The organism is Haloplanus sp. GCM10025708 (assembly GCF_042663985.1).
GTDB lineage: Archaea > Halobacteriota > Halobacteria > Halobacteriales > Haloferacaceae > Salinirarus > Salinirarus marinus.
Genome location: NZ_JBHSZA010000011.1, coordinates 2482978 through 2504765 on the forward strand (window position 1 = coordinate 2482978; position 21788 = coordinate 2504765).

Here is a 21788-nt window from a genome sequence, read left to right on the forward strand (position 1 = left end):
GTCGAGGGCCGTCCGCGGAACCGGGGGCCTTTATCCAGCGAGGGCCCCCTACGGTTTCCCATGACGGACGAGCAAGACGAGTATTTCTCGCGCCTCGTCGACGTTGACGCCCTGAAGGCGTATCTCGACGCGGAACTCGGCGCGGCCGAGCGCTTCGAGGTCGAACACCACCCGGAGGGCCACTCCAACGAGACGCTCTTCGTCACCCACGGCGACCGGGCGCTCGTCGTCCGGCGGCCGCCGCCGGGCGAGACGGCCGAGACGGCCCACGACGTCCTCCGGGAGTTCCGCGTCGTGTCGGCGCTCCAGGACACCGACATCGAGGTACCGACGACCGTCCTCGCCTGCGAAGACCACGACGTCCTGGGCTCGGATTTCTACGTCATGGACGCCGTGGCCGGCGACGTCATCCGCGACGAGGAACCGGAGCGATTCGCCGCGCCCGCCCACCGCGAGCGCGTCGGCGAGCAGCTCGTCGACACGCTCACCGACGTCCACACGCTCGACCACGAGTCGGTCGGCCTCGGCGGGTTCGGTCGCCCCGCCGGCTTCACCGAACGACAGGTCGACCGCTGGACGAAGCAACTGGAGTGGGCGCTGGAGGGGACCGGCCGCGAGGACGACCTCCCGGACGTGGCTTACGTCGGCGAGTGGCTGGCCGAGAACCTCCCGGAAACGCATCCCCACGCGCTGGTCCACGGCGACTACAAACTCGACAACGTCATGTTCGCGCCGGGGACGCCCCGGAACTCGTCGCCGTCTTCGACTGGGAACTCAGCACGCTCGGCGACCCGCTGACCGATCTCGGGTGGATGCTGGCGTTCTGGCGCGACGCCGGCGACCCCGATCCGTCCGTTCCGATGCTCATGTCCCGGGTCACGGAGCGCGAGGGCTACCCGACCCGGCGCGACCTCGTCGACCGGTACGAGGACCGAACGGGGATCGCGTTCGAACGCGACCGCTTCTACCGGACGCTCGCCGTCTACAAACTCGTCGCCCTCGGCGAGATGTTCTACCGTCGCCACCTCGAAGGCAACAGCGACGACCCCCTCTATCCGACGATGGAGACGGGCGTTCCCGACCTCGCCGACCGCGCCCTCCGTATCATCGACGGCGAGGAACCGCTCTAAGCCCTCGCGCCGGGGGCTCCGCTCGCCCGTTCGAGCACGTGGACGAATCGCGTCAGCGACCTGTGGACGCGGCGTTCGAAGACGCGCTCGACCGACCAGCCGTTCTCCGTGGCCGCCTCCCGCAGCGGCCGATCGGCGACCACCACGGCGCGCGAAGCGACGCGGGCCGCCTCCGCGAGCGCGCCCGGCACGAGGTCCGCGAGGGGGTGTTTCTCGACTTTCGACTGCCGCCCGTAGGGCGCGTCGAAGACGACGCCGTCGGCGAACCCGTCGCGGAAGGGGAGACGGGTCGCATCGCCGCGAACCACCTCGCCGCCGTCGATGTAGGCGTCGAGGTTCTCGCGCGCGCCGCGGACCATCTTCCGCTGGGCGTCGACGCCGACGACGTCCGAACCGACGATGTCCGCCTCGATGAGGACGCCGCCAGTCCCGCACATGGGATCGAGGAGCGTCGTCCCGGGACCGGCACCGACCATGTTGACGACCGCCCGTGCGTCGAGCGGATCCATGCTCCCCGGCTGGAAGAACGGGCGATCGGTCGGTCGCCGGTCGCCGAAATCGCGGACGCTCTCGGCGGCCAGCCACCCCAGCAGGCAGACGTCGTCGGCGAAACACGCCCGCAGTTCGTGGTCCGGATCGTCGAGGTCGACGTCGTAGCCGCGGTCGACGAGGACGCCGCCGAGTTCGCGTTCGGCGTCGGTCGTGCTGACGTCGGTCCCCCGCGGACGTCGCGGGCGCGGACTGCCACCGTCCCCTCGCGGCCGATCGACGCCGCTTCGAGGAGGGCGCGCGCGCTCGCGACGCTGGCGTCGGTCCGGCCGACGGCCTCGTTCGCGCGGTGGGTGTAGGCGAGGCGGCGCACTCGGTCGGGGTCGATGCTCCCCGCCGCGGCGAGCCCTGGAGCCACTACTTCCACGGCCGTCGCGGCGTTTTCGGCCTCGCGCGCGGCGAAGGCGTCGTCCTCGCCGCCGAGTTCCAGCCAGTACACGCGCGTACGTGCAGTGTCTGCGACCATGAGGCTACCGAAGCCGCTTCTCTCGTGAAATAGACGTGTCAGTGTCTCGCACCAACCTTTTTAAACCTTAAATACATCCTTTAAATCGTCGCATGACCGACCCAAAGGAAACCATAAACATCGAGAACGTGGTCGCCTCGACGGGCATCGGACAGGAACTCGACCTCCAGAGCGTCGCGATGGACCTCGAAGGCGCGGATTACGACCCCGAACAGTTCCCGGGCCTGGTTTACCGGACGCAAGACCCGAAATCGGCCGCCCTCATCTTCCGCTCCGGCAAAATCGTCTGTACCGGCGCGAAATCGACCGACGACGTCCACGAGAGCCTCCACATCGTCTTCGACAAACTCCGCGATCTCCACATCGACGTCGACGAGGACCCGGACATCGTCGTCCAGAACATCGTCACCAGCGCCGACCTGGGGCGGAATCTCAACCTGAACGCCATCGCCATCGGCCTCGGTCTCGAGAACATCGAGTACGAGCCCGAGCAGTTCCCCGGCCTCGTCTACCGCCTCGACGAACCGAACGTGGTCGCCCTCCTGTTCGGGTCGGGCAAGCTCGTCATCACCGGCGGCAAGAAACCCGAAGACGCGGAGGAAGCCGTCGACGTCATCGTCACCCGCCTCGACGAACTCGGCCTGCTGGACTGACGCGATTTCGGAGCGCACATACCCTTTGCCGCTAACTCCCCGTATGGTCGTCCTGCAGACCGCGTCGAACACGCCTCTCGCCGTCGCCGGCACGGCCGCGCTGCTCGCCCTCTTTCTCTCCATTACTGCACACCTCGCCGCGCGCAACGTCCTCGGCGACGTCCCCGTGCGGAAGGCGTTCGTCGTCGGTCCCGTGCCGGCGGCCATCGCCGTCGTCTCCACGGCGTTCGACGTGCATCCGTATCTCGCCATCGCCGTCGCCCTCACCGCCGACGGCGCGCTCATCGGCTATCTCTACGGCGAGTCGCGGCGGATGACCGCCTACGTCACTCTCATCCACGCCGTCGTCAGCGTCCTCCTCGGGTCGGTGCTGGTCAGCCTCTACCTCCTCGCTCTCTCCGCGCCGTCGTAGCCGACGCGCCGTCGCGTCCGGCGATACGATAAAGGCCTCGCCGTCGCACCATCGTCTATGCTCGCTCGCATCCTCTGGAACGCCGACGAGCGTCGCCCCCGCGCGTTCTGGCGCGTCGCCCTCCTCGTGGTTCTCGTTCTCTCCCTCAGCGTGGGCGTCGGTGTCGGCGTCGGCGTCGTCGGAGTCGTGAACCGCCTCCACGACGCCGTCGCCGCGGCGGCGAGGCCCGCCCTCGCGGACGTCGCCGTCTCCGTGTTCGGCATGGGCGTCGTCGCCGGCAGCGTCGTCGCCGCCGTCGTCGTCGCCGGCCGGTTCGTCGACAACCGTCGCCTCTCGGATCTGGGCGTCTCCCTCGATCGGGACTGGTGGGTCGACTTCGCGTTCGGCCTCGCTCTCGGCGCTGCCCTGCTGACGCTCGTCTTTCTGGTCGAACTCGCGGCGGGGTGGGTGCGCGTCACCGGCACGCTCCGCCCGCGCGACGGCTTCCTCGCCCGCTTTCTCGGCCTCACCGTCGTCTTCCTGTTCGTCGGCGTCTACGAGGAACTGCTCGCGCGCGGCTACGTCCTGACGAACGCCGCCGAGGGGTTGGCCGGCTACGTCGGCGACCGCGCCGCCGTCGCCGTCGCCGTCTGTCTCTCGTCCGCCCTGTTCGGCCTCGCCCACGCCAACAACCCGAACGCCACGCTCGTGAGCTCGCTCGCCGTCACCCTCGCCGGCGTGATGCTCGCGCTCGGCTACGTCCTCACGGGCGAGATCGCCATCCCCGTCGGGTTGCACGTCACGTGGAACCTCGTCCAGGGCGGCGTCTACGGCTTCCCCGTCAGCGGCATCGGCGTGGACGTGACCGTCGTCGCCGTCGAACAGCGCGGCCCGGCCGTGCTCACGGGCGGGCAGTTCGGCCCCGAAGCGGGACTGCTCGGCGTCGCCGCCGTCTGTCTCGGCGCTGTCGCCATCGCCGCGTGGGCGCGCTACCGGTACGGCCGCCTGCGCGTCCATCCGGACGTGACGTCGCCCGATCTGCGACGGGACTCCCGGTGAGTCTCAGTAGTACAGGAGGACGAACACTCCAGTGAGGAAGATGACGCCGCCCGTGAGGCGGGCTTCTCTGACGCCCTTCTCGGTCGGCTCGGGATTCCGTGCGTGCCGATATCTGATTCGCGCCGACTTCCGGGGGAACAGCAGTAGCGGTGCGCTCACCAGCAGTATGAAGCCGCCGGTGACGACGCTCTGGGGACTCACCATCGTCGGCACCGACAGTTCCGGCGCTATCGGTTTCAATCACTGGTGTCCCCGCTGGACGGTCACTCCACCAGGCGCTCGATCTCCGTCACGAGGATGTCGCTCGCGCCGACGCCTTTCAGGTCGTTGATGGTCGCGAACACGTCGCGCTCGTCGACGACGACGTGGACGGCGACGTCCTCGCCGCCGGCGACGTCCATCACCGTCGGCCCGCCGAGGCCGGGAATGACGTCGCGCACGTCGTCGAGTCGGTCGCGGGGGCGTTCATCATCAGATACCGCTTGTCCTCCGCCGCGAGGACGGACCGGAAGGCCGTGAGCAGTTGCTGGACCTTCTCGTCGCCGGCGGCGTCGGGGTGGGCGAACAGGCGCACCGAACTCGACAGCACCTCGTCGACGACGGCGAGTCGGTTCATCCGGAGCGTCGTCCCCGTCGAGGTGATGTCGACGATGGCGTCGGCCATGTCGACGTGGGGCGTCAACTCGGTCGCGCCCGTCACTTCGACGACCTCGGCGTCGATGCCGCGTTCCGCGAAGTAGGCGCGCGTGACGTTCGGGAACTCCGTGGCGACGGTGCGGCCGGCGACGTCCTCGGGGTCGTCGATGTCGCCGTCCTCCGGGGCGGCGAGAACGAGCCGGCAGCGACCGAATTCGAGGTCGAGCAGGTCCACGAGGTCGTGGCCGGACTCGCGCACCTGATCGAGGCCGGTGATGCCGACGGCCGCCGCGCCGTCGCGGACGTACTCGGGGATGTCGGCGGCGCGGGCGAACAGCACGGTCACGTCCGGGTCGACGGTGTCGGCGTAGAGCTTCCGATCCGCGCCGTTTTCGAGGTGGAGCCCGGCGCGTTCGAGCAGGTCCAGCGAGGGGTCGTGGAGGCGTCCCTTGTTGGGAACGGCGATGCGCATACCTCCATCTCACGCCCGCCGGGGAACTGCCTTTCGCTCGGGGGTGGCGTCGCCGCTCCCGCCCGACGCCGGGGCGGGCGCTCGTGGCTCAGCCTTCGAGGAACGTGTCCACGAGGCGGGTGAAGCGGTCCACGAACCGCTCGGGGAGGGACGGCGAGACGGCGTCGAGGAGGCGGGCGGTCGCCTCGGGGCGCGCGAGGGTGAGCGTCACCCGGTTGCGGAGGTCCCGCTCCTTGCGGACGACGTCGCGTTCGGTGAGGTGACCGAGATGCCACTCCAGCGTGCTCCGGGCGATGCCGACGGCGTCAACCACTTCCGACGGGTTCGAGTCGCCGTGTTCCAGCAAGTAACCGAGGACGTCCCGCGTCGTCTCGCGGCGGAACAGCGCCAGCGCGCCGCGTTCCCACGCGTCGAACTCCGGCGGGTAGTAGTGGGTCTGGCCGTAGATCTCCTCGCGGACCACCGCGTCGGCGTCGACGAGTCGGCGGATGTGGTGCTGGACCTGCCCGGGAGCGAGGTCGAGCGAGCGAACGAGTTCGTTGAAGTGGACGCCCGGGTAGTCGGCGACGTAGTTCGCCACCCGGGTTCGCGTCTCGCTCATCCGCTCTCACCCCGTCGCCGGCGACGGGGTCGTTACGGTGGCCACCGCCATCGGCGGCGGTGTTCGCCTTCGCATCGCGATCGGTGGCGCTGTCGCTCCCGTCGGCTTCGGCCCGGCGGGCGAAGTAAACCGCTCCGAACACCAGCGAGGTCATGGCGACGTCGAGGCCGTGTTCGACGAGGTGGTGGTCGCCGTCGGGGATCGTTCCGTTGAGGGCGAGGGCGGCCATCACGGTGCGGCCGAACAGGAGGACGAGGGCTCCGGCGACGAGCAGGTAGGAGGTCGACCGCCGTCGCACGAGGGCGACGATACCGGCGGTGACGAGGACCATCGAGGCGAGTCCCGCGACGGCGAGCGTGAGCGTCAGCGGCACGTTCGCGCCCGAGACGTGTCCGGGTACGAGTACCCCCGGGGCGAGGCTCATACGGACGGCTTCGTGCTCGCCGTACATCATCCTCTCGCTCTCGCCCCTCGTTCGCGAATCGAACCAGGCGCGGGCGTCGCTCTCGTCGACCCCGCTGCCGCCGTCGACAGTCGACACGCTATTGTCGCCCACGCCGCTGTGTCGAGTATGGACACGCTCTGTATCCGCGGCGGTCGCGTCCTCCGCCCGTCCCTCGCCGTCGAGGCGGCGGACGTGCTGGTGGACCGCGAGACGGGCGACGTTCTCGAGGTCGCCCCGGATCTCTCGGGCGCGGCGACGCTCGACGCGAGCGGCGGCCTCGTGATTCCGGGGCTGGTGAACGCCCACACGCACGCCTCGATGACGCTCCTGCGTGGCTACGCCGACGACGAACCCTTGGAGACGTGGCTCCGCGAGGAGATCTGGCCCGTCGAGGCGGCGCTGACGCCCGAGGACATCCGCGTCGGTGCCGAACTCGCCGTCCTGGAGATGATCCGCTCGGGCACCACCGCCTTCGCGGACATGTACTTCGAGATCGACCAGCTCGTCTCCGTCGTCGAGGAGTCAGGGACGCGCGCGCTCGTCGGCCACGGCGCGATCGCCGCGGGCAAGGACGACGAGGAGGCCCGCGCCGACGTGGAGACGAGCGTCGAGATGGCCGCCCGATTCGACGGCGCGGCGGGCGGCCGCGTCTCCACTGCCGTCATGCCCCACAGTCTCACGACCGTCACCGAGGACCTCCTCGCTCTCGCGGCGGACCGCGCCGCCGACGAGGGCGTTCCCGTCCACTATCACGCCAACGAGACCGTCGACGAAGTCGATCCGATCGTCGAGGAACGCGGCGAACGCCCCTGAAATACGCCCACGACCTCGGGATGTGCGGTTCGGAGGACTTCCTCGCTCACGGCGTCCACCTCGACGACGCGGAGATCGACCTCCTCGCGGAGACGGGCACGGGCGTCGTCCACTGCCCGGCGTCGAACATGAAACTCGCCTCCGGCATCGCGCCGGTCCAGCGACTGCTCGACGCGGGCGTGGCCGTCGGCCTGGGGACGGACGGGGCCGCCTCGAACAACGACCTCGACCTGTTCGACGAGATGCGCGACGCCGCCATGGTCGGCAAACTCGGGGCCGACGACGCCAGCGCCGTCGCCGCCCCCGACGTGGTGCGGATGGCGACGCGGGGCGGAGCCGAGATCTTGGGCGTCGACAGCGGTCGAATCGAGGCCGGCGCGAACGCGGACCTGGCCGTTCTCGACCTCGACGCGCCGCACCTGACGCCCGCCCACGACCTGGTGAGCCACCTCGTCTACGCCGCCCGCGGGTCCGACGTGCGCCACACCGTCTGTGACGGGCGCGTCCTCATGCGCGACCGCGAGGTCCGGACGATGGACGAACGCGCGGTGATCGACCGGGCGCGAGCACAGGCCCGCGACCTGTTGGCCCGCGCTGAGGGCTGACGGGCGCGCCACGGTCCGGTAGGGTTTTCCGCCCCCTGACGAAAGAGCGGATATGACCGCACCAATTACGGACCGTCTCGACGACCCCGAGACGGCCCGCACGGAGGGACAGCGCAAGATGGACTGGGCGCGCCAGCACATGCCCATCCTGCGGTCCCTCCGGGAGTCGTTCGAGGCGAACCGACCGCTCGAGGGCGAGACCGTCGCCATGGCGATGCACGTCGAGGCGAAGACGGCGGTGCTCGCGGAACTTCTCGCCGCCGGCGGCGCGGACGTCGCCATCGCCGGCTGTAACCCCTCTCGACCCAGGACGACGTGAGCGCCGCCCTTGACGCCGTCGATGGCGTCACGTCGTACGCCCGGCGCGGCGTCGACACCGACGCCTACTACGACGCCATCGAGGCCACCATCGCCCACGAACCGACGATCACCGTCGACGACGGGGCCGACCTGGTCACCCGCATCCACGAACTCCACGAGGACCTCGTCCCCGACATTTTGGGCGGCTGCGAGGAGACGACCACCGGCGTCCACCGCCTGCGTTCGATGGACGAGGACGGCGCGCTCGACTACCCGATGTTCGCCGTCAACGACACGCCGATGAAGCGCCTGTTCGACAACGTCCACGGCACCGGCGAGTCCGCGATGTCGAACATCGCGATGACGACGAACCTCTCTATCGCCGGCAAGACCGTCGTCGTCGCCGGCTACGGCTACTGCGGCCGCGGCGTCGCCAAGAAGGCCGCCGGCATGAACGCTGACGTCGTCGTCACCGAAGTCGACCCCCGTCGCGCCCTCGAAGCCCACATGGAGGGGTACGACGTGAAGCCGATGAACGAGGCGGCCGCCGAAGGGGATATATTCGTCACGACGACGGGCAACCGCGACGTCATCACGCGCGACGATTTCGCGAAGATGCAAGACGGCGCGCTCCTGGCCAACGCCGGCCACTTCGACGTCGAAATCAACCTCGAACAGCTGGCCGACGACACCGTCGACCGCCGCGAAGTCCGGGACGGGATCGAGGAGTACGAACTCGAAGACGGCCGCCGGCTACACGTCCTCGCCGAGGGGAGACTGGTCAACCTCGCGGGCCCCCTCTCGATGGGTCACCCCGTCGAGGTGATGGACCAGAGCTTCGGCGTTCAGGCCGTCTGCGTCCGCGAACTCGTCGAGACGGCGTACGAATCCGGCGTCCACGAGGTGCCCGACGAACTCGACCGGGAGGTGGCCGAGGTGAAACTCGACGCAGAGGGCATCGCCACCGACGACCTGACCGACGCCCAGATAGATTACATGGATAGCTGGTCGCACGGAACGTAGCGGACGCCGCCTTGCAGCACGCCGGCCGCCGTCGCGTCGCCCCATTTATAGGATCGGAACGCCGAGGGCGAACGAATGTCGAACGCGAAAGGAGACCGGCGGGAACGCGAACTCGTCAACCGCCTCGACGAGGCCGGATTCGCGGTCATGCGCGCGCCGGCGAGCGGCAGTGCGACCGACCGCGAACTCCCCGACGTCCTCGCCGGCGACGGCGACGACTTCTACGCCATCGAGGCGAAATCGAGCGCCGGCGACCCCATCTACCTCTCCGGCGAGGAGGTCGAAGCGCTCGTCTACTTCGCGCAGAACTTCGGCGCGAACGCCCGCATCGCCGTCCGCTTCGACCGTGAGGACTGGTATTTCTTCCATCCGGGGGATCTCTACGTGACCGACGGCGGCAACTACCGCGTCAAAAAGGAGACGGCGCTCGCGGAGGGGACGGACTTCGACGAACTCGTCGGCAACTCGACGCGGACGACCTTAGACGACCTGTAGCGGACGTCGCCTCGTCCCGATCCGGTATCTATAGCCCGCCCGAGGAACTACGACACCGTGATGTCGTGGTATCTCTTGGTCGTCGCCGGGCTGTTCGAAATCGGCTGGGCAATCGGGCTCGAATACTCGGACGGGCTCTCGAAACCGCTGCCCACGCTCGGAACGGTCGTCGCCCTCGTCGTCAGTATGGCACTTCTGGCGCAGGCCGTGAAGGGCCTTCCCGTGGGGACGGCGTACGCCGTCTGGACTGGCATCGGAGCCGTCGGGACCGCTCTGCTCGGAATCGTCCTCTTCGACGAACCGGCCACCCTCGCTCGACTCTCGTTCATCGGCGTCATCGTCGTCGGTATCGTCGGGCTTCACTTCGTGTCCGGTGGTCACTGAGCGACTGCTGCCGGCGGATTCCGTGCGCAGCACGTCGCGTCTCATGCGACCGTCGTCCCGTCGTCGACGACCGGTTTGAGCCGCGACGCGGGGAAGCGGTACTGCGTCGACTGGCCGGGGTCGTCCGGATCGAACGAGTCGAGATAGACCGCCTCGAAGACGGGTTCGTGGTCGCCGTAGCCGTCGTTGGTGTCGTAGTCGGCGACGAGTCTCCCCTCTCCGGTCCGCGCCTCGTCGGCGCGCAGTCCGGTCTCGTCGACGACGACGAGGAGGCCGCCCGTCTCCCGGTCGCGAACGAGGTCGCCGGGGACGACGGCGTGGCGCGAACAGAGGTGAGGGCCCGTCTCGTCCATCGGGACGAACGTCGCGCCGCCACAGACAGCACAGACTGCGGTGCGTTCGCTCGGCGGCGGGACGCGCCCGGCGGACACCTCAATGGCGACCCGGCGGAGGTGTTTACACCGGGTGCCGCGGATGGCGTGGTCCGGACACGTGCAGGTCCGTGCGTCGAGGTCGACGACGTAGGTGCCGCGGTCCGTCTCGACGACGTACCGGCCGTCGCGGAGCGGGCGGACCGCCATCGGATCGGTGCGGGCGCGTCGCGCCCGTCCGGTGAAGTCGTCGCTCGGGAGCGTCGTCTTCTCCCGCGTCGCGGGCGGCGAGACGACTCCGTGGTTCGTGTGTGTCATGGCTGTCGGGGACGGATTTTCCGTTGGCAAACCTACGTGGCGGAAACACCTAAACCTTCGTCTCACCCGCCGAATGATCGAAATTCGGCGGATTACGGCGACGCTCTCGCATCGAAGCTCTTTTGCTACGTCCGCCGATACGGCCGGCCATGGAACTCGAAGAGGGGATGGCGAAGAAAATCGTCGTCTCTACCGCCGCCGTGGGCGTGTACGTCGCTCTCATCCTCGGCATCGGCGTGACGTACAACCACCAGGGACTCGGCGCGACCGGCGGACTGGCTCTCGCCGGCAGCATCGGCCTGTTCGTCCTCGTGATGGCCGGCGTCGGCCTCCTCCTCTCGGATTAAGTGTCGTACTCTTCGACCGCCTCGGCGTCGTCCAGCGCCGCTGCGTAGTACGCCAGCGGATTCGACACCGTCTCGCAACGCTCGTCTCGGTTCACGCAGTCGCCGTACGCGTCCATCGTCTCACACGACGGCGGCGGATACTGCACGTCGTCGCCGTCCTCGAGCACCGCGACCCGGTACTCGACCGTCTCCGGATCGAGGTCACAGAACGCCGCGACGCCGTCGGCATCCATCCCGATGGCCGTCAGAAACGCCGTGAGCGAGAACGCCGAGTGCGCCGGGAGGTCGCCCTCGCGGGCGCGTTCGACGAGAGCGCGGACGCAGGGCGGGAACTGTGCGGGCGCGACGGTGTCGACGTCGCGGGCCGGCGGCGCGTCGCGCTCCGAGAGGAGGTCACGGAGCGTCGCCACCTCGTCTTCGAGGGCGTCCGCGAGGGCCTCGCCGCTGGCGCTCGCGCGGACGTCGAAGGGCAGTCCCTCGACGACGCACCGGCGGACGGCCGCTTCGAGCAGTCGGTAGAGGTCGCCGCGTTCGAGCCTGACCCGGCCGGCGGCGAGTTCCCGGTTCACCAGTCGCCAGCGATCGCCCCAGTCGGGATTCGAGAGGCGGAGGTAGGCGTCCACGTCGACGCGGACCCGCTCGTCGCCTGCCCGATCGGCCGTCTCCCGGTCGACGGCGGCGTCGAGGCCGAACTCCCGGAGGACGTCGTCGAGGTCGACGCGCGGCGTCGAGACGCTCCTGAGGCCGTCGCCGCCGCGTTCGAAGTCCTCGCGGAAGCGCTCGACGGCCGTCGCTGCCTCGGCCGCGGCGTACTTCTCGACGGCGGCGGGCGAGTCGACGAGGGAGACGAGGACGCGCGCGACGGGGTAGGAGAGCAACTCGTCTCGCGCGCGCCACCGGTCGGGCGTCTCGGAGGCGACGGTGCCCGAGAGGAGGGCGCGTTCGACCCGCTCGCTCCCGCGTTCGACGGCCGGGTGGTCCTCGGCGACGAGCTGCGGCGGGTCGATGGCCGCCGCCTGGACCGCCTCCCGGGCCGCCGTGAAGAACGGATAGCGGGCGTGATGCGGGTCGGGACGCATGTGGTAGCCGATACGGGGCCGACAGGATAAGCCCGACGGATTCAGCGAGCGACCCGGCGTCAGAAGGAGACGTTCGTCTCGATGTCCTCGGTGGCGTCTTCGAGGCCGTCCTCGCGGGCGTCGCGAGCGAGCCGGGCCGAGAGGTCCGAGTCGGTCAGGTGTTCGGCGAACTCGTCGCGAAAGCGGTCGTTCGCCCGCGTGGCCTCCTGTTCGGCCTCGATCACCCGTCGGGCCCGCGCAACCGTCGACTCGTCGACGCCGAGGTCGGCGGCGACGTTGGCGTCGGACGCCCCCGCGACGACGCGATCCCGGAGCCGGTCGAACTCGACAGGCACGCCCCGGTCGGCGTCACGGACCAGATGGAGGTCCATCCGGGCGACGAACACCTCCTCCGCCGTGGCGTCGACGGCCACCGCGATGGTCTCGTCGTCCTCGTCGTCGTAGAAGCCGCGAACGATCCGGTAGAGGTCGTCGTCGTCCAGCGACGTCTCGAAGTCGTACCGGTCGCGCATCGTCGCGACGAGTTCGCGGACGCGCCGTTCGTTCTCCGATTCGTCCTCTGCGAGCGACCCGTGAGTCTCCTCCTGTCGCTCGGTCACCGTCTCCTCGCCGGTCGCGTCGAGGAAGATGCTCCGTAGTTCCTCCGTCTTTTCGTTCATAGTGGCTTACACACCACGCCGTGGGGGATATATATCCATCGGGGGCCTAATCACCTGGTCCGCGCTACCGACCCACACACTCCGTAAACCGAAGATTTGAAAGTGGTTTACGAGGATGAAGGAGCATGGCAACGACGACGGAACCGGTGGAACTGGTCGGCGACGAGGCCACGAAAAACGTCGCGCGGGCGGCGGTGTTCGCCGCGGTGACGAGCGCGACCGCGCCCGTGTCGATGACACACCCTCGCGCCGAACGTCCCGATCACCCTCCAGACGCTGTGGGTGTTTCTCGCCGGCGTCGTCCTCGGACCGCTCTGGGCCGGCGTCTCCTTCACGCTGTATCTCCTCGCCGGCCTCGTCGGTCTGCCCGTCTTCGCCGGCGGCGCGAGCGGGCTCGGCGTCGTCCTTGGACCCACGGGCGGTTTCCTCGTCAGTTTCCCCCTCGCCGCCGCCGCTACCGGACTGGTCGTCCACGGCGTCTCGGATCTGCGTGCGCCCGCCGACGTGAGCGTGCCGCGTCTCGTCACCGCGATGGTCGTCGGCTCCGCCGTCATCTACGCCGTCGGCGCGCTCGGCTTCTCGGTCAATCAGGGCGTCGGCGTCGTCTCGGCCGTGGCGACCGTCGTCCTCCCGTTCCTCCCGGTGGCGTCGCTGAAGGTGGCGGCGACCGTCGCCGTCGTCCGGAGCGACGCCCTCGTGGCGCGATGATCGAGGTCAGAAACCTGACCCACCGCTACGGCGAGACGACGGCCGTCGACGACGTCTCGCTCTCCGTCCCCGACGGCCAGTTCTGCTGTCTCGCTGGCCCCAACGGATCGGGCAAGACGACCCTGGTCCGCCACTTCAACGGCCTCCTCTCTCCCGACTCGGGGGCGGTGCTGATCAACGGCACGCCCGTCGAGTCGGACGTCGTCGCCGCCCGCGCCGGCGTCGGGATGGTGTTTCAGGACCCCCGCGACGGCTTCGTCGCGGCCACCGTCGGGGCCGACGTCGCCTTCGGCCCGGAGAACCTCGGCCTCGACCGCGCCGAAATCGACCGCCGTGTGGCCGACGCCCTCGACGCCGTGCGGATGGCGGGCCGCGAGTCCGACCGCATCGCCGACCTCTCCGGCGGGGAGCGCGAACGCGTCGCCATCGCGGGCGCGCTGGCGATGGACCCCGACCACCTCGTCCTCGACGAACCGTTCACGGGCCTCGACTGGCCGGCGCGCCGGGCCGTCCTCGACCGACTCGCCGACCTCCACGAGTCGGGCGTCAGCGTCGTCGTCGTCACTCACGACCTGCGGGACGTCTCCGCGCTCGCCGACCGCGTGGTCGTCCTGCGTGACGGCCGCATCGCCCTCGATGCCGCCGATCCGGCCCCCGACGAACTCGCCGACCTCGGCGTCCGCCCGCCGTCGGCATGATCGGCTACGTCCCCGGCGACTCGCTCTCCCACCGACTCGACCCGCGGACGAAACTCGCCGTCCAGGCCGCCTTCGCCGCCGCCGCCTTCGCCCACACCACGCCCGTCGGGCTGGCGGCGCTCACCGTGCTCGCGCTCGGCATCCTCGCCGCCTCGGCGACGCCGCTCCTCCCGACGCTCCGCGAATACCGCGCGTTCGCCCCCTTCCTCGTCGCCGCGCCGCTGGTCGAGGGCGCGACGCTCGGCCCGCCGTGGTTCGTCCCCGGCGACGCCGTCTTCCCCGCCCTCGCGAGCTACCGGGTCGTCCTCCTCCTCCTCGTCTCCACCGCCTACGTCCGGACGACGACCGCCCGCGACTCGCGGGCGGCCATCCAGCGCCTCGTCCCGGGGCGCGTCGGCGTCGTCCTCGGGGCCGGCGTCGGGTTCGTCCTCCGACTGCTTCCGCTTCTCCGGGCCGACCTCTCCTCGATCCGCGACGCGACGAACGCCCGCCTCGGGGGCGAGCGCTCGACCGTCGAGCGAATCCGCCTGGTCGCGACGACGGGGCTCCGGCGCGCCTTTCTCCGCTCCGACCGGTTCGCGCTCGCCCTGCAGGCCCGCTGTTTCGCGTGGAATCCGACGCTCCCGCCCCTCTCGTTCTCCCGGCGTGACCCACCGGCGTTCGCTCTCGCCGCCGTCCTCGTCGCATCGGCGGTTCTCTGAGCCGGGCGTCACTGGGTCCGGCTGACACGCCGCGGCCGACGTCAGCCGCGTTGTGGGAACATTTAACAGCTATCTCGCCCCCTCTACTCGTATGCCGCTGCTCCAGACGGCCGCCGTCACGCGGGAGACGTTCTGGACCATCGGACACGTCGGCGAGGCGGCCTTCTACTACCTCGCCGCCGTGGCCATCCTCGTCTTCCTCCACGGCGTTTACGACCGCTTCGCGCGCTACGCCCGCGGGAGCGACGACTGGTTCGACCGTTTCGACGATTTCCCCGGACGCGTCGTCACGGCGGCCAAGCTCGTCGCCACCAACGAGAAACAGTTCGACCGCGACTTCTACGCCGGTCTGATGCACGCGTTCGTCCTCTGGGGCTTTCTCACCCTACTCATCGGGACGACCATCCTCGCCATCGACATGGACATCTACCGCCGGATCACCGGCCAGTCCTTCTTCGTCGGCGACTTCTATCTCGCCTACTCGCTCGTGATGGACGCCCTCGGTCTCCTGTTCGTCGTCGGCGTCGGGATGGCCATCTACCGCCGCTACGCCGCCCGCACCGACCGCCTCTGGGGGCGACACACCTCCGTCGAGGACGACGCCTTCGTCTGGACGCTCTTTCTCCTCGGCGTCGGTGGCTACGTCGTCGAGGGCCTGCGCATCGTCGGCACCGGCTTCCCCGAGTTCGAGACGGTGAGTTTCGTCGGCTACTTCCTCGCCCTCGTCTACGACGCCGCCGGGATGAGTGCCGCGGCCGCCGAGGCCGCCTACCCGTTCGCGTGGTGGTCGCACGCCCTCCTCGCGCTCGGCTTCGTCGCGCTCGTCCCCCGCGCCAAGCCGTTCCACATGATTTCCTCCTTCGCCAACCTCGTCGCCCGCGACGAGAACGCCGGCAAGCGCCTCCCCGGCGTCCCCGCCGCCCTCGACGCCGAAACCGGAGCCGAGGAAATCGACCACTTCTCGTGGAAGGAACTGCTCGACCAGGACGCCTGCACCAAGTGCGGGCGGTGTTCCGCCGCCTGTCCGGCCAAGGCGTCGGGCCGCCCGCTCGATCCCCGTGACGTCATCCTCGATCTGAAGACCTATCGGGAGAATCTGGACGCCGGCGGCGAGGAGGTGTCCATCGTCGCGGACGGCGGCACCTCCGTCGTCGACGCCGAAACGATGGAATCCTGTATGGCCTGCATGGCCTGCATGGACGCCTGTCCCGTCGACATCGAGCACCTCAAGTCCTTCACGCGGCTCAACCGCCAACTCACCGACCAGGGCGACGTCGATTCGAACGTCCAGGACGTCTTCCGCGACGTGATGCAGAAGGGCAACACCTTCGGCGAGTCCCAGCGCGCGCGGGCCGACTGGGCCGACGAACTCGACTTCGACCTGACCGACGCCCGAGAGGAGAAAGTGGAGTATCTCTGGTACGTCGGCGACTACCCGAGTTACGACGACCGGAACAAGAAAGTCGCCCGATCGCTCGCCCGCATCTTCGAGGCGGCGGACGTGAGTTTCGGCATCCTCTTCGACGACGAGAAGTACGACGGCAACGACGTCCGCCGCCTCGGCGAGGAGTTCCTCTACGTCGAACTCGCGGGCCACCACGTCGACTCCTTCGAGGACTGCGAGTTCGAGAACATCGTCTGTACCGACCCCCACTCGTTCAACACGTTCAAAAACGAGTATCCGGAGGTCGACTTCGCGGAGTTCGCCGACGACCCGATGATGGAGTTCGACGTCGAGGGCCACTGGAACGAGAGCGGGGCGGTGGACGTCCGCCACTACACGCAGGTCGTCGAGGACCTCGTCCGGTCGGGGCGACTCCCCCTCGACGGGACGGAACTCGACTACACCGTCACCTACCACGACCCCTGTCACCTCGGCCGGTACAACGACGTCTTCGAGGCCCCCGCGAACTCGTTCGCGCGACGGGCGCGGACCTCCACGAGATGCCGCGAAACCGTTCGGACAGTTTCTGCTGTGGCGGCGGTGGCGGTGGCCTCTGGACGGAACACGAGGAGGAGACCAAACCCTCCGAGGAGCGCCTGCGTGAAGCGCTCGAGGACACGGACGCCGGCCGGGCGGTGGAGAAGTTCGTCGTCGCCTGCCCGATGTGCGTGACGATGTACGAGGACGGCCGCAAGACCGGCGGCTACGAGGACGACATCGAAATCGTCGACCTGACGGAACTGCTGGTCGAGGCGCTGGAGGCGCGCGACGCATTCGACTCGGGCGCGTCGGCAGCGAGTGCGACGGCGGACTGATCGGCGCGTCGGCGTCGACGCGAACCGCTGCCGACGCGCACTGAAATTTTTACGCCCGCCGGCCGACGAGTCGGTCGATGTTCCACCGGCCCTCCGAACTCCAGTCGCGGCGCATCCTCGTCTTTCTCGGCGTCGCCTTCGGCGTCGCGTGGGCCGTCGCCGGCGTCATCTACGCCACCGGCGGCCTGCGAGATAGCCCGCAACTCCTCGACTCGCCGCCCATCACGCTCGCTACCGCCCTCCTCGCGACGGGGTACATGTGGGCACCCGCCCTCGCCAACGTCGCCACCCGCCGCCTGACGGGCGAAGGGTGGACCGACCTCGGCCTTCGTCCCCACGTCCGCGCGTCGTGGCGCTACTGGGTCGCGGCGTGGATCGGGCCGGCCTTCCTCACGCTCGTCGGCGTCGGCGTCTACTTCCTCGTCTTCCCGGAGCAGTTCGATCCGTCGCTCGGGGCGGCCCGGCAACTGCTCGGCGTTCCCGCCGGGACGCCGCTGCCGTTCGGTCTCTCGACGCTCGTCGCCCTCTATCTCGCGCAGGCCGTCCTCCTCGCGCCGCTTTTGAACGCCCCGCTCACCTTCGGCGAGGAGTTCGGCTGGCGGGGGTATCTGCTGCCGAAACTCCTGCCGCTGGGCTGGCGACGGGCCGTCGTCGTCCTCGGCGTCGTCTGGGGCGTCTGGCACTGGCCGGTCATCGCCATGGGCTACAACTACGGCTTCGACTACCCCGGCGCGCCGTGGCTGGGACTGCTCGCCATGGTCTGGTTCACGTTCGTCGTCGGCACCTTCCTCGCGTGGGTGACGGTGCGGGCCGAGAGCGTCTGGCCGGCGACTATCGGCCACGCCGCCGTCAACGGCGTCGGTGCCGCGGGGCTGTTGTTCGTCCGCGGCCGGCCGAACGCCCTCCTCGGGCCGACGGCGACGGGCGTGCTCACGACCGTCGCGTGGGCCGCCGTCGCGCTCTATCTCTGCTACCGGCCGCCCGACGGCTCCTGAGCGCCAGTCCGATCCCAGCGTCTCCGTCGACTGTCAGTGCCCCGTGCACTCATGGCACGCGGGCCTCAACGTGGCGTCATGGAGTCCGTCAACGAGGACGAACTCGACTGGCACGAGGTCGAACGCGGATCGACGCATTTCAGGCGCAAGGGCTTCTCCCGCGAGACGGACGGCGAGAAGTTCGGCTGTACGATGTACGAACTCCCCCGGCGGGAAGTCGTGGCCGTATCACTTCCACACGGGCAACGAGGAGGCGATGCTCGTGCTCGCGGGCGAGGGGACCGTCCGGGGACCGGACGGCGACCGGCCGGTCCGGGCGGGGAGTACGTCGCCATGCCCGCCGGCGAGGAGGGCGGGCACCGCGTCGTCAACGACGGCGACGACCCAGTTCGGTTCGTCGTCTTCTCGACGATGGCGGATCCCGACGTCATCGTCTACCCCGACTCGGAGAAGATCGGCGTCTACGCCGGCTCGCCGCCGGGGAGCGACGAACCCCGGACCGTAAACGACTACTTCCGGCTGGAGGACGCCGTCGACTACTGGGACGGCGAAACGTAGCGGTCTACTGGAAGGCGGCGATGCCGGTCAGATCCTCGCCGAGGATGAGCGAGTGGATGTCGTGGGTGCCCTCGTAGGTGTAGACCGTCTCCATGTTGGACATGTGGCGCATCGGCGAGTAATCCGTCGTGATGCCGTTGCCGCCGAGCATCTCGCGGGCCACTCGCGCCTGATCGCGGGCCATCCGCACGTTGTTCCGCTTTGCCATCGACACCTGCTGCGGGCGGAGATCGCCCCGCTCTTTGAGGTCGGCCAGCCGGTGTGCGAGCAGTTGTGCGGTCGTGATCTGGGTGGCCATCTCCGCGAGTTTCTCCTGCTGGAGTTGGAAGCCGGCGATGGGCTTGCCGAACTGCTCGCGGTCGGTCGCGTAGTCGCGCGCCGTCTCGAAACAGTCGCGGGCGGCCCCGATCGCGCCCCAGGCGATGCCGTAGCGGGCCTGCGTCAGACAGGCGAGCGGCCCCTTCATCCCTTCCACCTCGGGGAGGGTGCTCTCCTCGGGGACGTAGACATCGCTCAGGCCGATCTCGCCCGTGATGGAGGCCCGCAGCGAGAGTTTCTCGTCGATCTTGTTGGTGGTGACGCCCTCGCGGTCGGTCTCGACGAGAAAGCCCCGGACCGGCGCGTCCTCCTCGGAGACGTCGCGCGCCCAGACGAGGGCCACGTCGGCGATGGGCGAGTTCGTGATCCACGTCTTCGACCCGCTGAGAACGTAGCCGTCGCCGTCGCGTTCCGCCTTCGTCTCCATGCCGGTCGGGTTCGACCCGTGTTCGGGTTCGGTGAGGCCGAAACAGCCGACTGCCTCGCCGTCGGCGAGGCGCGGGAGCCACTCGTCTTTCTGCGCCTCGCTCCCGAAGGCGTGGATCGGGTACATGACGAGCGCGCCCTGCACGCTCGCCATCGACCGCAGGCCGGAGTCGCCCGCCTCCAGTTCCTGCATCAACAGCCCGTAGGCCGTCTCGCTGAGGCCGGGGAGACCGTAGCCGTCGAGGTTCGGCGCGTAGAAGCCGAGTTCGCCCATCTCGGTGATGACCTCCTTCGGGAACGTCCCCTCGATGTAGTGGTCGGCGATGTCGTCGCCGATCTCGTTTTCGACGAACTGCCGGGCGGTGTCTCGCACCATGCGCTCCTCCTCGCCGAGGTCGGATTCCAGCCCCACGTAATCGAGCATACCCCTTCGTGTGGACTACCACGCTAAAAACGATTCGTTATTTCCTAATTCTCCTGGATTCGGCCGCTACGCCGGTGCTGAACCGGATTCGGAATCTGGGTTTTCCCGTCGTCGAACGTACCGTGTAAAGTTGTCGAACAGGCGTTTCGCTTCGCAGGCGGCCTCGTAGTTCCAGGGGTTGATGCCGCCGATGACGTCCCGGAGTCGGTCCTCGTGGACGTCCTTTCCGCGGGCGACTCGCTCGGCGGTCGTGCGGTCGTACTCGGGGTGGAACTGGACGCCCCAGCAGTCACCCCGGCGGAACGCCTGCACGCCGTAGTCGTTCTCCGCGAGCAGCGTCGCGTCCGGCGGTAGCTCCGCCACGTGATCCGAGTGCGTCGTGAAGACGGTGAACGTCTCGTCGACGCCCGCGAACAGGTCGTCGCCGTAGTGGGTCACCTCGCGGTAGCCGAGTTCGAGTTCGCCCATGTCCGCGACGCGCCCGCCGAGGGCCTCCGCGAGCACCTGGTGGCCGTAACAGACGCCGAGGATCGGCGGGCCGCGGTCGGCCGCCTCGCCGACCCAGTCGACGAGGGGTCGGATCCACTCCTCGTCGCCGTAGACTGACGACCGCGACCCGGTTATCACGACGCCGTCGTAGTCGACCGTGGCCGGCAGATCGCCGTCCGTCACGTCGAACTCCGCGAGGTCGGCGTCGAGTTCCCGTCGGAAGTTCCGCCGAGTGTGTTCCGCGCCGTGCGAGGCGTCGAGCAACGCGAACCGGAGACTCATCACTGCAGCAACCGGTCCGTGGCTCAAGTCTTTTGCGCCTGCTCGCCGGCCCGGACGGCGCGCCCCGGTCACGACTCGCCGTCTTCCAGTATCCCCCACAGGTGGTCGTTGACGACGCCGGATCCCTCGACGTGGACGAGGTGACCGACGTCCTCGACGGCGACGAACGTCCCGCGGGGCAGGTCCTCGGCCAGCGCCCGTCCGCGCTCGACGGGCCAGACGGCGTCCGCGGTGCCGTGGCAGACCAGCGCCGGCGTCGTCACCTCGTAGAGGCGATCGCTGGCGTCGAACGCCGCGACGGCGGCGGCCTGTGCCTCCCAGGCCTCGCGCCCCGCGTCCTCCCCGGCGCGCCACTCGACGATCCGGTCGACGACGTCGGGGTGTGACTCGACGAACTCGCGGGTGAACGCGGCTTCGAGCGACGCTTCGAGCGCGTCGGGGTCGTCCGGATCGCCGAACAGCGGGTCGAGCGTCAGCCCCGCCCCCGAGGCGGCCGTCCCGAGGAGCGTCAGCGTCCGCGGGCGCGAGGAGATGCGCGCGAGTTCGAGGGCGACCATCCCGCCCAGCCCCGCGCCGACGACGTGGGCCCGCCGCGCGCCGTGGGCCTCGAGCACCGCCTGCACGTCGGCCGCGAGCAGGTCGACCGAATACGGCCCCGGCGGCGAATCGGACCGTCCGGTGCCCCTGAGGTCGGTCACCAGCGTCTCGAACGGCCCCGCGAGAGCGGCGTGTTGCCACCCCCACTGCCACGCGCCGTAGCCCACGTCGCCGACGAAGACGATCGTCTCTCCCGTCCCCGAGGTTTCGTAGTGGAGCGAGACGGGTCCGTTCGTTGCGGTCGGCATAGTCGCCCGTTCGGCGTCGGCGGCCTTAGTTCGTCGGGGGCGCTACTGACGGTGCGCCACGACCGCCAGGAGACTGCCCAGGAGGACGGCCGCGACGCCGACGAGGAGGCACCCGCCCGCGACGACGATCGCCGTCCGGTCGTACGCCAGTTCTCCGGTGACGACGTCGACGACGGTCACGTGCCGGAAGATATCCGCGCTGGGGAGTACGGCCACGCTCACCGCCGACATCCCGAGGGCGAGGAGTCCGTACACCGAGGCGATCGCTCCTCTCGACGGTCGACCCATA

20 protein-coding genes and 6 pseudogenes are annotated in these 21788 nt (G+C 69.4%); 15 read left to right on the forward strand and 11 right to left on the reverse strand.

Annotated elements, in window-relative coordinates:
- The first annotated feature begins 60 nt into the window (after nt 1–60).
- Nucleotides 61–1130, forward strand: a pseudogene (locus ACFQJD_RS16995) (phosphotransferase family protein).
- Here ACFQJD_RS16995 and ACFQJD_RS17000 read toward each other — a convergent pair.
- Nucleotides 1127–2118, reverse strand: a pseudogene (locus tag ACFQJD_RS17000) (methyltransferase domain-containing protein). The pseudogenes ACFQJD_RS16995 and ACFQJD_RS17000 sit on opposite strands and share 4 nt — an antisense overlap.
- 119 nt (nt 2119–2237) lie before the next feature.
- Between ACFQJD_RS17000 and ACFQJD_RS17005 the strand changes: the two are divergent.
- Genes ACFQJD_RS17005 through ACFQJD_RS17015 form a run of 3 tightly spaced genes read left to right on the forward strand, consistent with a single transcriptional unit; the run spans nt 2238 to nt 4248 of the window.
- Nucleotides 2238–2798, forward strand: a complete 561-nt coding sequence (locus ACFQJD_RS17005; RefSeq protein ID WP_379799783.1) for a TATA-box-binding protein — start codon at nt 2238–2240, stop codon at nt 2796–2798.
- 43 nt (nt 2799–2841) lie between these two features.
- Nucleotides 2842–3210 (forward strand): DUF7473 family protein, encoded by a 369-nt coding sequence (locus ACFQJD_RS17010; RefSeq protein WP_379799785.1) that lies wholly within the window; start codon nt 2842–2844, stop codon nt 3208–3210.
- Between the two features lie 57 nt (nt 3211–3267).
- The gene (locus ACFQJD_RS17015) at nt 3268–4248 is read left to right on the forward strand and encodes a CPBP family intramembrane glutamic endopeptidase (RefSeq protein WP_379799787.1); all 981 of its coding nucleotides are present in this window, start codon (nt 3268–3270) and stop codon (nt 4246–4248) included.
- A 3-nt stretch (nt 4249–4251) separates the two neighbouring features.
- On the opposite strand, the gene ACFQJD_RS17020 is transcribed toward ACFQJD_RS17015, so the two are convergent.
- The 3 genes and pseudogenes from ACFQJD_RS17020 to ACFQJD_RS17030 all read right to left on the reverse strand — a co-directional run bounded on the left by ACFQJD_RS17020 (nt 4252) and on the right by ACFQJD_RS17030 (nt 5957).
- On the reverse strand, nt 4252–4452 hold the full coding sequence (locus tag ACFQJD_RS17020) for a hypothetical protein (protein ID WP_379799789.1): 201 nt from the start codon (nt 4450–4452) through the stop codon (nt 4252–4254).
- 59 nt (nt 4453–4511) lie between these two features.
- Nucleotides 4512–5356 (reverse strand): annotated as a pseudogene (hisG, locus tag ACFQJD_RS17025) (ATP phosphoribosyltransferase).
- 88 nt (nt 5357–5444) lie between these two features.
- Nucleotides 5445–5957: a winged helix-turn-helix transcriptional regulator gene (locus ACFQJD_RS17030; protein WP_379799791.1), complete on the reverse strand. Its 513-nt coding sequence runs from the start codon at nt 5955–5957 to the stop codon at nt 5445–5447.
- Nucleotides 5958–6528: 571 nt separating this feature from the next.
- Here ACFQJD_RS17030 and ACFQJD_RS17035 point away from each other — a divergent pair.
- From ACFQJD_RS17035 to sugE, 4 genes and pseudogenes are all read left to right on the forward strand, one after another.
- Nucleotides 6529–7820 (forward strand): annotated as a pseudogene (locus ACFQJD_RS17035) (amidohydrolase).
- Between the two features lie 52 nt (nt 7821–7872).
- Nucleotides 7873–9143: pseudogene (locus tag ACFQJD_RS17040) on the forward strand (adenosylhomocysteinase).
- A 75-nt stretch (nt 9144–9218) separates the two neighbouring features.
- Nucleotides 9219–9638 carry a Holliday junction resolvase Hjc gene (hjc, locus tag ACFQJD_RS17045; protein ID WP_379799793.1) on the forward strand — a complete coding sequence of 140 codons (420 nt, stop codon included), beginning with the start codon at nt 9219–9221 and terminating at the stop codon, nt 9636–9638.
- A gap of 60 nt (nt 9639–9698) precedes the next feature.
- Nucleotides 9699–10022: a quaternary ammonium compound efflux SMR transporter SugE gene (gene sugE, locus ACFQJD_RS17050; protein WP_379799795.1), complete on the forward strand. Its 324-nt coding sequence runs from the start codon at nt 9699–9701 to the stop codon at nt 10020–10022.
- Between the two features lie 41 nt (nt 10023–10063).
- Here sugE and ACFQJD_RS17055 read toward each other — a convergent pair whose 3' ends face one another.
- Complete coding sequence (locus tag ACFQJD_RS17055; protein ID WP_379799797.1) at nt 10064–10711, reverse strand: SWIM zinc finger family protein; 648 nt, start codon at nt 10709–10711, stop codon at nt 10064–10066.
- A gap of 149 nt (nt 10712–10860) precedes the next feature.
- On the opposite strand from ACFQJD_RS17055, the gene ACFQJD_RS17060 reads away from it, so the two are divergent.
- Entirely contained in the window at nt 10861–11058 is a 198-nt protein-coding gene (locus ACFQJD_RS17060) for a DUF7472 family protein (protein ID WP_379799799.1), read from the forward strand.
- Here ACFQJD_RS17060 and ACFQJD_RS17065 read toward each other — a convergent pair.
- Nucleotides 11055–12137, reverse strand: a complete 1083-nt coding sequence (locus tag ACFQJD_RS17065) for a DNA primase (protein ID WP_379799801.1) — start codon at nt 12135–12137, stop codon at nt 11055–11057. The two genes, ACFQJD_RS17060 and ACFQJD_RS17065, sit on opposite strands and share 4 nt — an antisense overlap.
- A 59-nt stretch (nt 12138–12196) precedes the next feature.
- Nucleotides 12197–12796: a conditioned medium-induced protein 4 gene (locus ACFQJD_RS17070; protein ID WP_379799803.1), complete on the reverse strand. Its 600-nt coding sequence runs from the start codon at nt 12794–12796 to the stop codon at nt 12197–12199.
- 282 nt (nt 12797–13078) lie between these two features.
- Between ACFQJD_RS17070 and ACFQJD_RS17075 the strand changes: the two genes are divergently transcribed.
- The 6 genes and pseudogenes from ACFQJD_RS17075 (at nt 13079) to ACFQJD_RS17100 (ending at nt 18715) form a co-directional block, all read left to right on the forward strand.
- Nucleotides 13079–13504 carry a biotin transporter BioY gene (locus tag ACFQJD_RS17075; RefSeq protein ID WP_379799805.1) on the forward strand — a complete coding sequence of 142 codons (426 nt, stop codon included), beginning with the start codon at nt 13079–13081 and terminating at the stop codon, nt 13502–13504.
- The gene (locus tag ACFQJD_RS17080) at nt 13501–14202 is read left to right on the forward strand and encodes an energy-coupling factor ABC transporter ATP-binding protein (RefSeq protein ID WP_379799807.1); all 702 of its coding nucleotides are present in this window, start codon (nt 13501–13503) and stop codon (nt 14200–14202) included. The genes ACFQJD_RS17075 and ACFQJD_RS17080 overlap by 4 nt, the downstream gene beginning before the upstream one ends.
- Nucleotides 14199–14903 (forward strand): energy-coupling factor transporter transmembrane component T family protein, encoded by a 705-nt coding sequence (locus ACFQJD_RS17085; RefSeq protein ID WP_379799809.1) that lies wholly within the window; start codon nt 14199–14201, stop codon nt 14901–14903. Before ACFQJD_RS17080 ends, ACFQJD_RS17085 begins: the two co-directional genes overlap by 4 nt.
- A gap of 91 nt (nt 14904–14994) precedes the next feature.
- Nucleotides 14995–17162, forward strand: a pseudogene (locus ACFQJD_RS17090) ((Fe-S)-binding protein).
- A gap of 77 nt (nt 17163–17239) precedes the next feature.
- Nucleotides 17240–18157 (forward strand): CPBP family intramembrane glutamic endopeptidase, encoded by a 918-nt coding sequence (locus ACFQJD_RS17095; RefSeq protein ID WP_379799811.1) that lies wholly within the window; start codon nt 17240–17242, stop codon nt 18155–18157.
- Between the two features lie 78 nt (nt 18158–18235).
- Complete coding sequence (locus ACFQJD_RS17100; RefSeq protein WP_379799813.1) at nt 18236–18715, forward strand: cupin; 480 nt, start codon at nt 18236–18238, stop codon at nt 18713–18715.
- A 4-nt stretch (nt 18716–18719) separates the two neighbouring features.
- Here ACFQJD_RS17100 and ACFQJD_RS17105 read toward each other — a convergent pair whose 3' ends face one another.
- The 4 genes from ACFQJD_RS17105 to ACFQJD_RS17120 form a co-directional block, all read right to left on the reverse strand.
- Nucleotides 18720–19883 (reverse strand): acyl-CoA dehydrogenase family protein, encoded by a 1164-nt coding sequence (locus ACFQJD_RS17105; protein ID WP_379799815.1) that lies wholly within the window; start codon nt 19881–19883, stop codon nt 18720–18722.
- A 66-nt stretch (nt 19884–19949) separates the two neighbouring features.
- Nucleotides 19950–20654, reverse strand: coding sequence for a type 1 glutamine amidotransferase (locus tag ACFQJD_RS17110; RefSeq protein ID WP_379799817.1), 705 nt, complete (start codon nt 20652–20654; stop codon nt 19950–19952).
- 68 nt (nt 20655–20722) lie between these two features.
- The gene (locus ACFQJD_RS17115) at nt 20723–21499 is read right to left on the reverse strand and encodes an alpha/beta fold hydrolase (protein WP_379799819.1); all 777 of its coding nucleotides are present in this window, start codon (nt 21497–21499) and stop codon (nt 20723–20725) included.
- Nucleotides 21500–21541: 42 nt separating this feature from the next.
- Complete coding sequence (locus tag ACFQJD_RS17120; RefSeq protein WP_379799821.1) at nt 21542–21754, reverse strand: hypothetical protein; 213 nt, start codon at nt 21752–21754, stop codon at nt 21542–21544.
- Nucleotides 21755–21788 lie beyond the last annotated feature (34 nt).

What these genes read in the sequence shown, in the direction of transcription:
- ACFQJD_RS17110 (WP_379799817.1), bottom strand. Translation starts at nt 20,654, where the DNA reads ATGAGTCTCCGGTTCGCGTTGCTCGACGCCTCGCACGGCGCGGAACAC.
- ACFQJD_RS17085 (WP_379799809.1), top strand. Translation starts at nt 14,199, where the DNA reads ATGATCGGCTACGTCCCCGGCGACTCGCTCTCCCACCGACTCGACCCG.
- ACFQJD_RS17105 (WP_379799815.1), bottom strand. Translation starts at nt 19,883, where the DNA reads ATGCTCGATTACGTGGGGCTGGAATCCGACCTCGGCGAGGAGGAGCGC.
- ACFQJD_RS17030 (WP_379799791.1), bottom strand. Translation starts at nt 5,957, where the DNA reads ATGAGCGAGACGCGAACCCGGGTGGCGAACTACGTCGCCGACTACCCG.
- hjc (WP_379799793.1), top strand. Translation starts at nt 9,219, where the DNA reads ATGTCGAACGCGAAAGGAGACCGGCGGGAACGCGAACTCGTCAACCGC.
- ACFQJD_RS17115 (WP_379799819.1), bottom strand. Translation starts at nt 21,499, where the DNA reads ATGCCGACCGCAACGAACGGACCCGTCTCGCTCCACTACGAAACCTCG.
- ACFQJD_RS17015 (WP_379799787.1), top strand. Translation starts at nt 3,268, where the DNA reads ATGCTCGCTCGCATCCTCTGGAACGCCGACGAGCGTCGCCCCCGCGCG.
- ACFQJD_RS17020 (WP_379799789.1), bottom strand. Translation starts at nt 4,452, where the DNA reads ATGGTGAGTCCCCAGAGCGTCGTCACCGGCGGCTTCATACTGCTGGTG.
- ACFQJD_RS17055 (WP_379799797.1), bottom strand. Translation starts at nt 10,711, where the DNA reads ATGACACACACGAACCACGGAGTCGTCTCGCCGCCCGCGACGCGGGAG.
- ACFQJD_RS17095 (WP_379799811.1), top strand. Translation starts at nt 17,240, where the DNA reads ATGTTCCACCGGCCCTCCGAACTCCAGTCGCGGCGCATCCTCGTCTTT.
- ACFQJD_RS17100 (WP_379799813.1), top strand. Translation starts at nt 18,236, where the DNA reads ATGGAGTCCGTCAACGAGGACGAACTCGACTGGCACGAGGTCGAACGC.
- ACFQJD_RS17080 (WP_379799807.1), top strand. Translation starts at nt 13,501, where the DNA reads ATGATCGAGGTCAGAAACCTGACCCACCGCTACGGCGAGACGACGGCC.
- ACFQJD_RS17065 (WP_379799801.1), bottom strand. Translation starts at nt 12,137, where the DNA reads ATGCGTCCCGACCCGCATCACGCCCGCTATCCGTTCTTCACGGCGGCC.
- ACFQJD_RS17005 (WP_379799783.1), top strand. Translation starts at nt 2,238, where the DNA reads ATGACCGACCCAAAGGAAACCATAAACATCGAGAACGTGGTCGCCTCG.
- ACFQJD_RS17010 (WP_379799785.1), top strand. Translation starts at nt 2,842, where the DNA reads ATGGTCGTCCTGCAGACCGCGTCGAACACGCCTCTCGCCGTCGCCGGC.
- ACFQJD_RS17070 (WP_379799803.1), bottom strand. Translation starts at nt 12,796, where the DNA reads ATGAACGAAAAGACGGAGGAACTACGGAGCATCTTCCTCGACGCGACC.
- ACFQJD_RS17060 (WP_379799799.1), top strand. Translation starts at nt 10,861, where the DNA reads ATGGAACTCGAAGAGGGGATGGCGAAGAAAATCGTCGTCTCTACCGCC.
- sugE (WP_379799795.1), top strand. Translation starts at nt 9,699, where the DNA reads ATGTCGTGGTATCTCTTGGTCGTCGCCGGGCTGTTCGAAATCGGCTGG.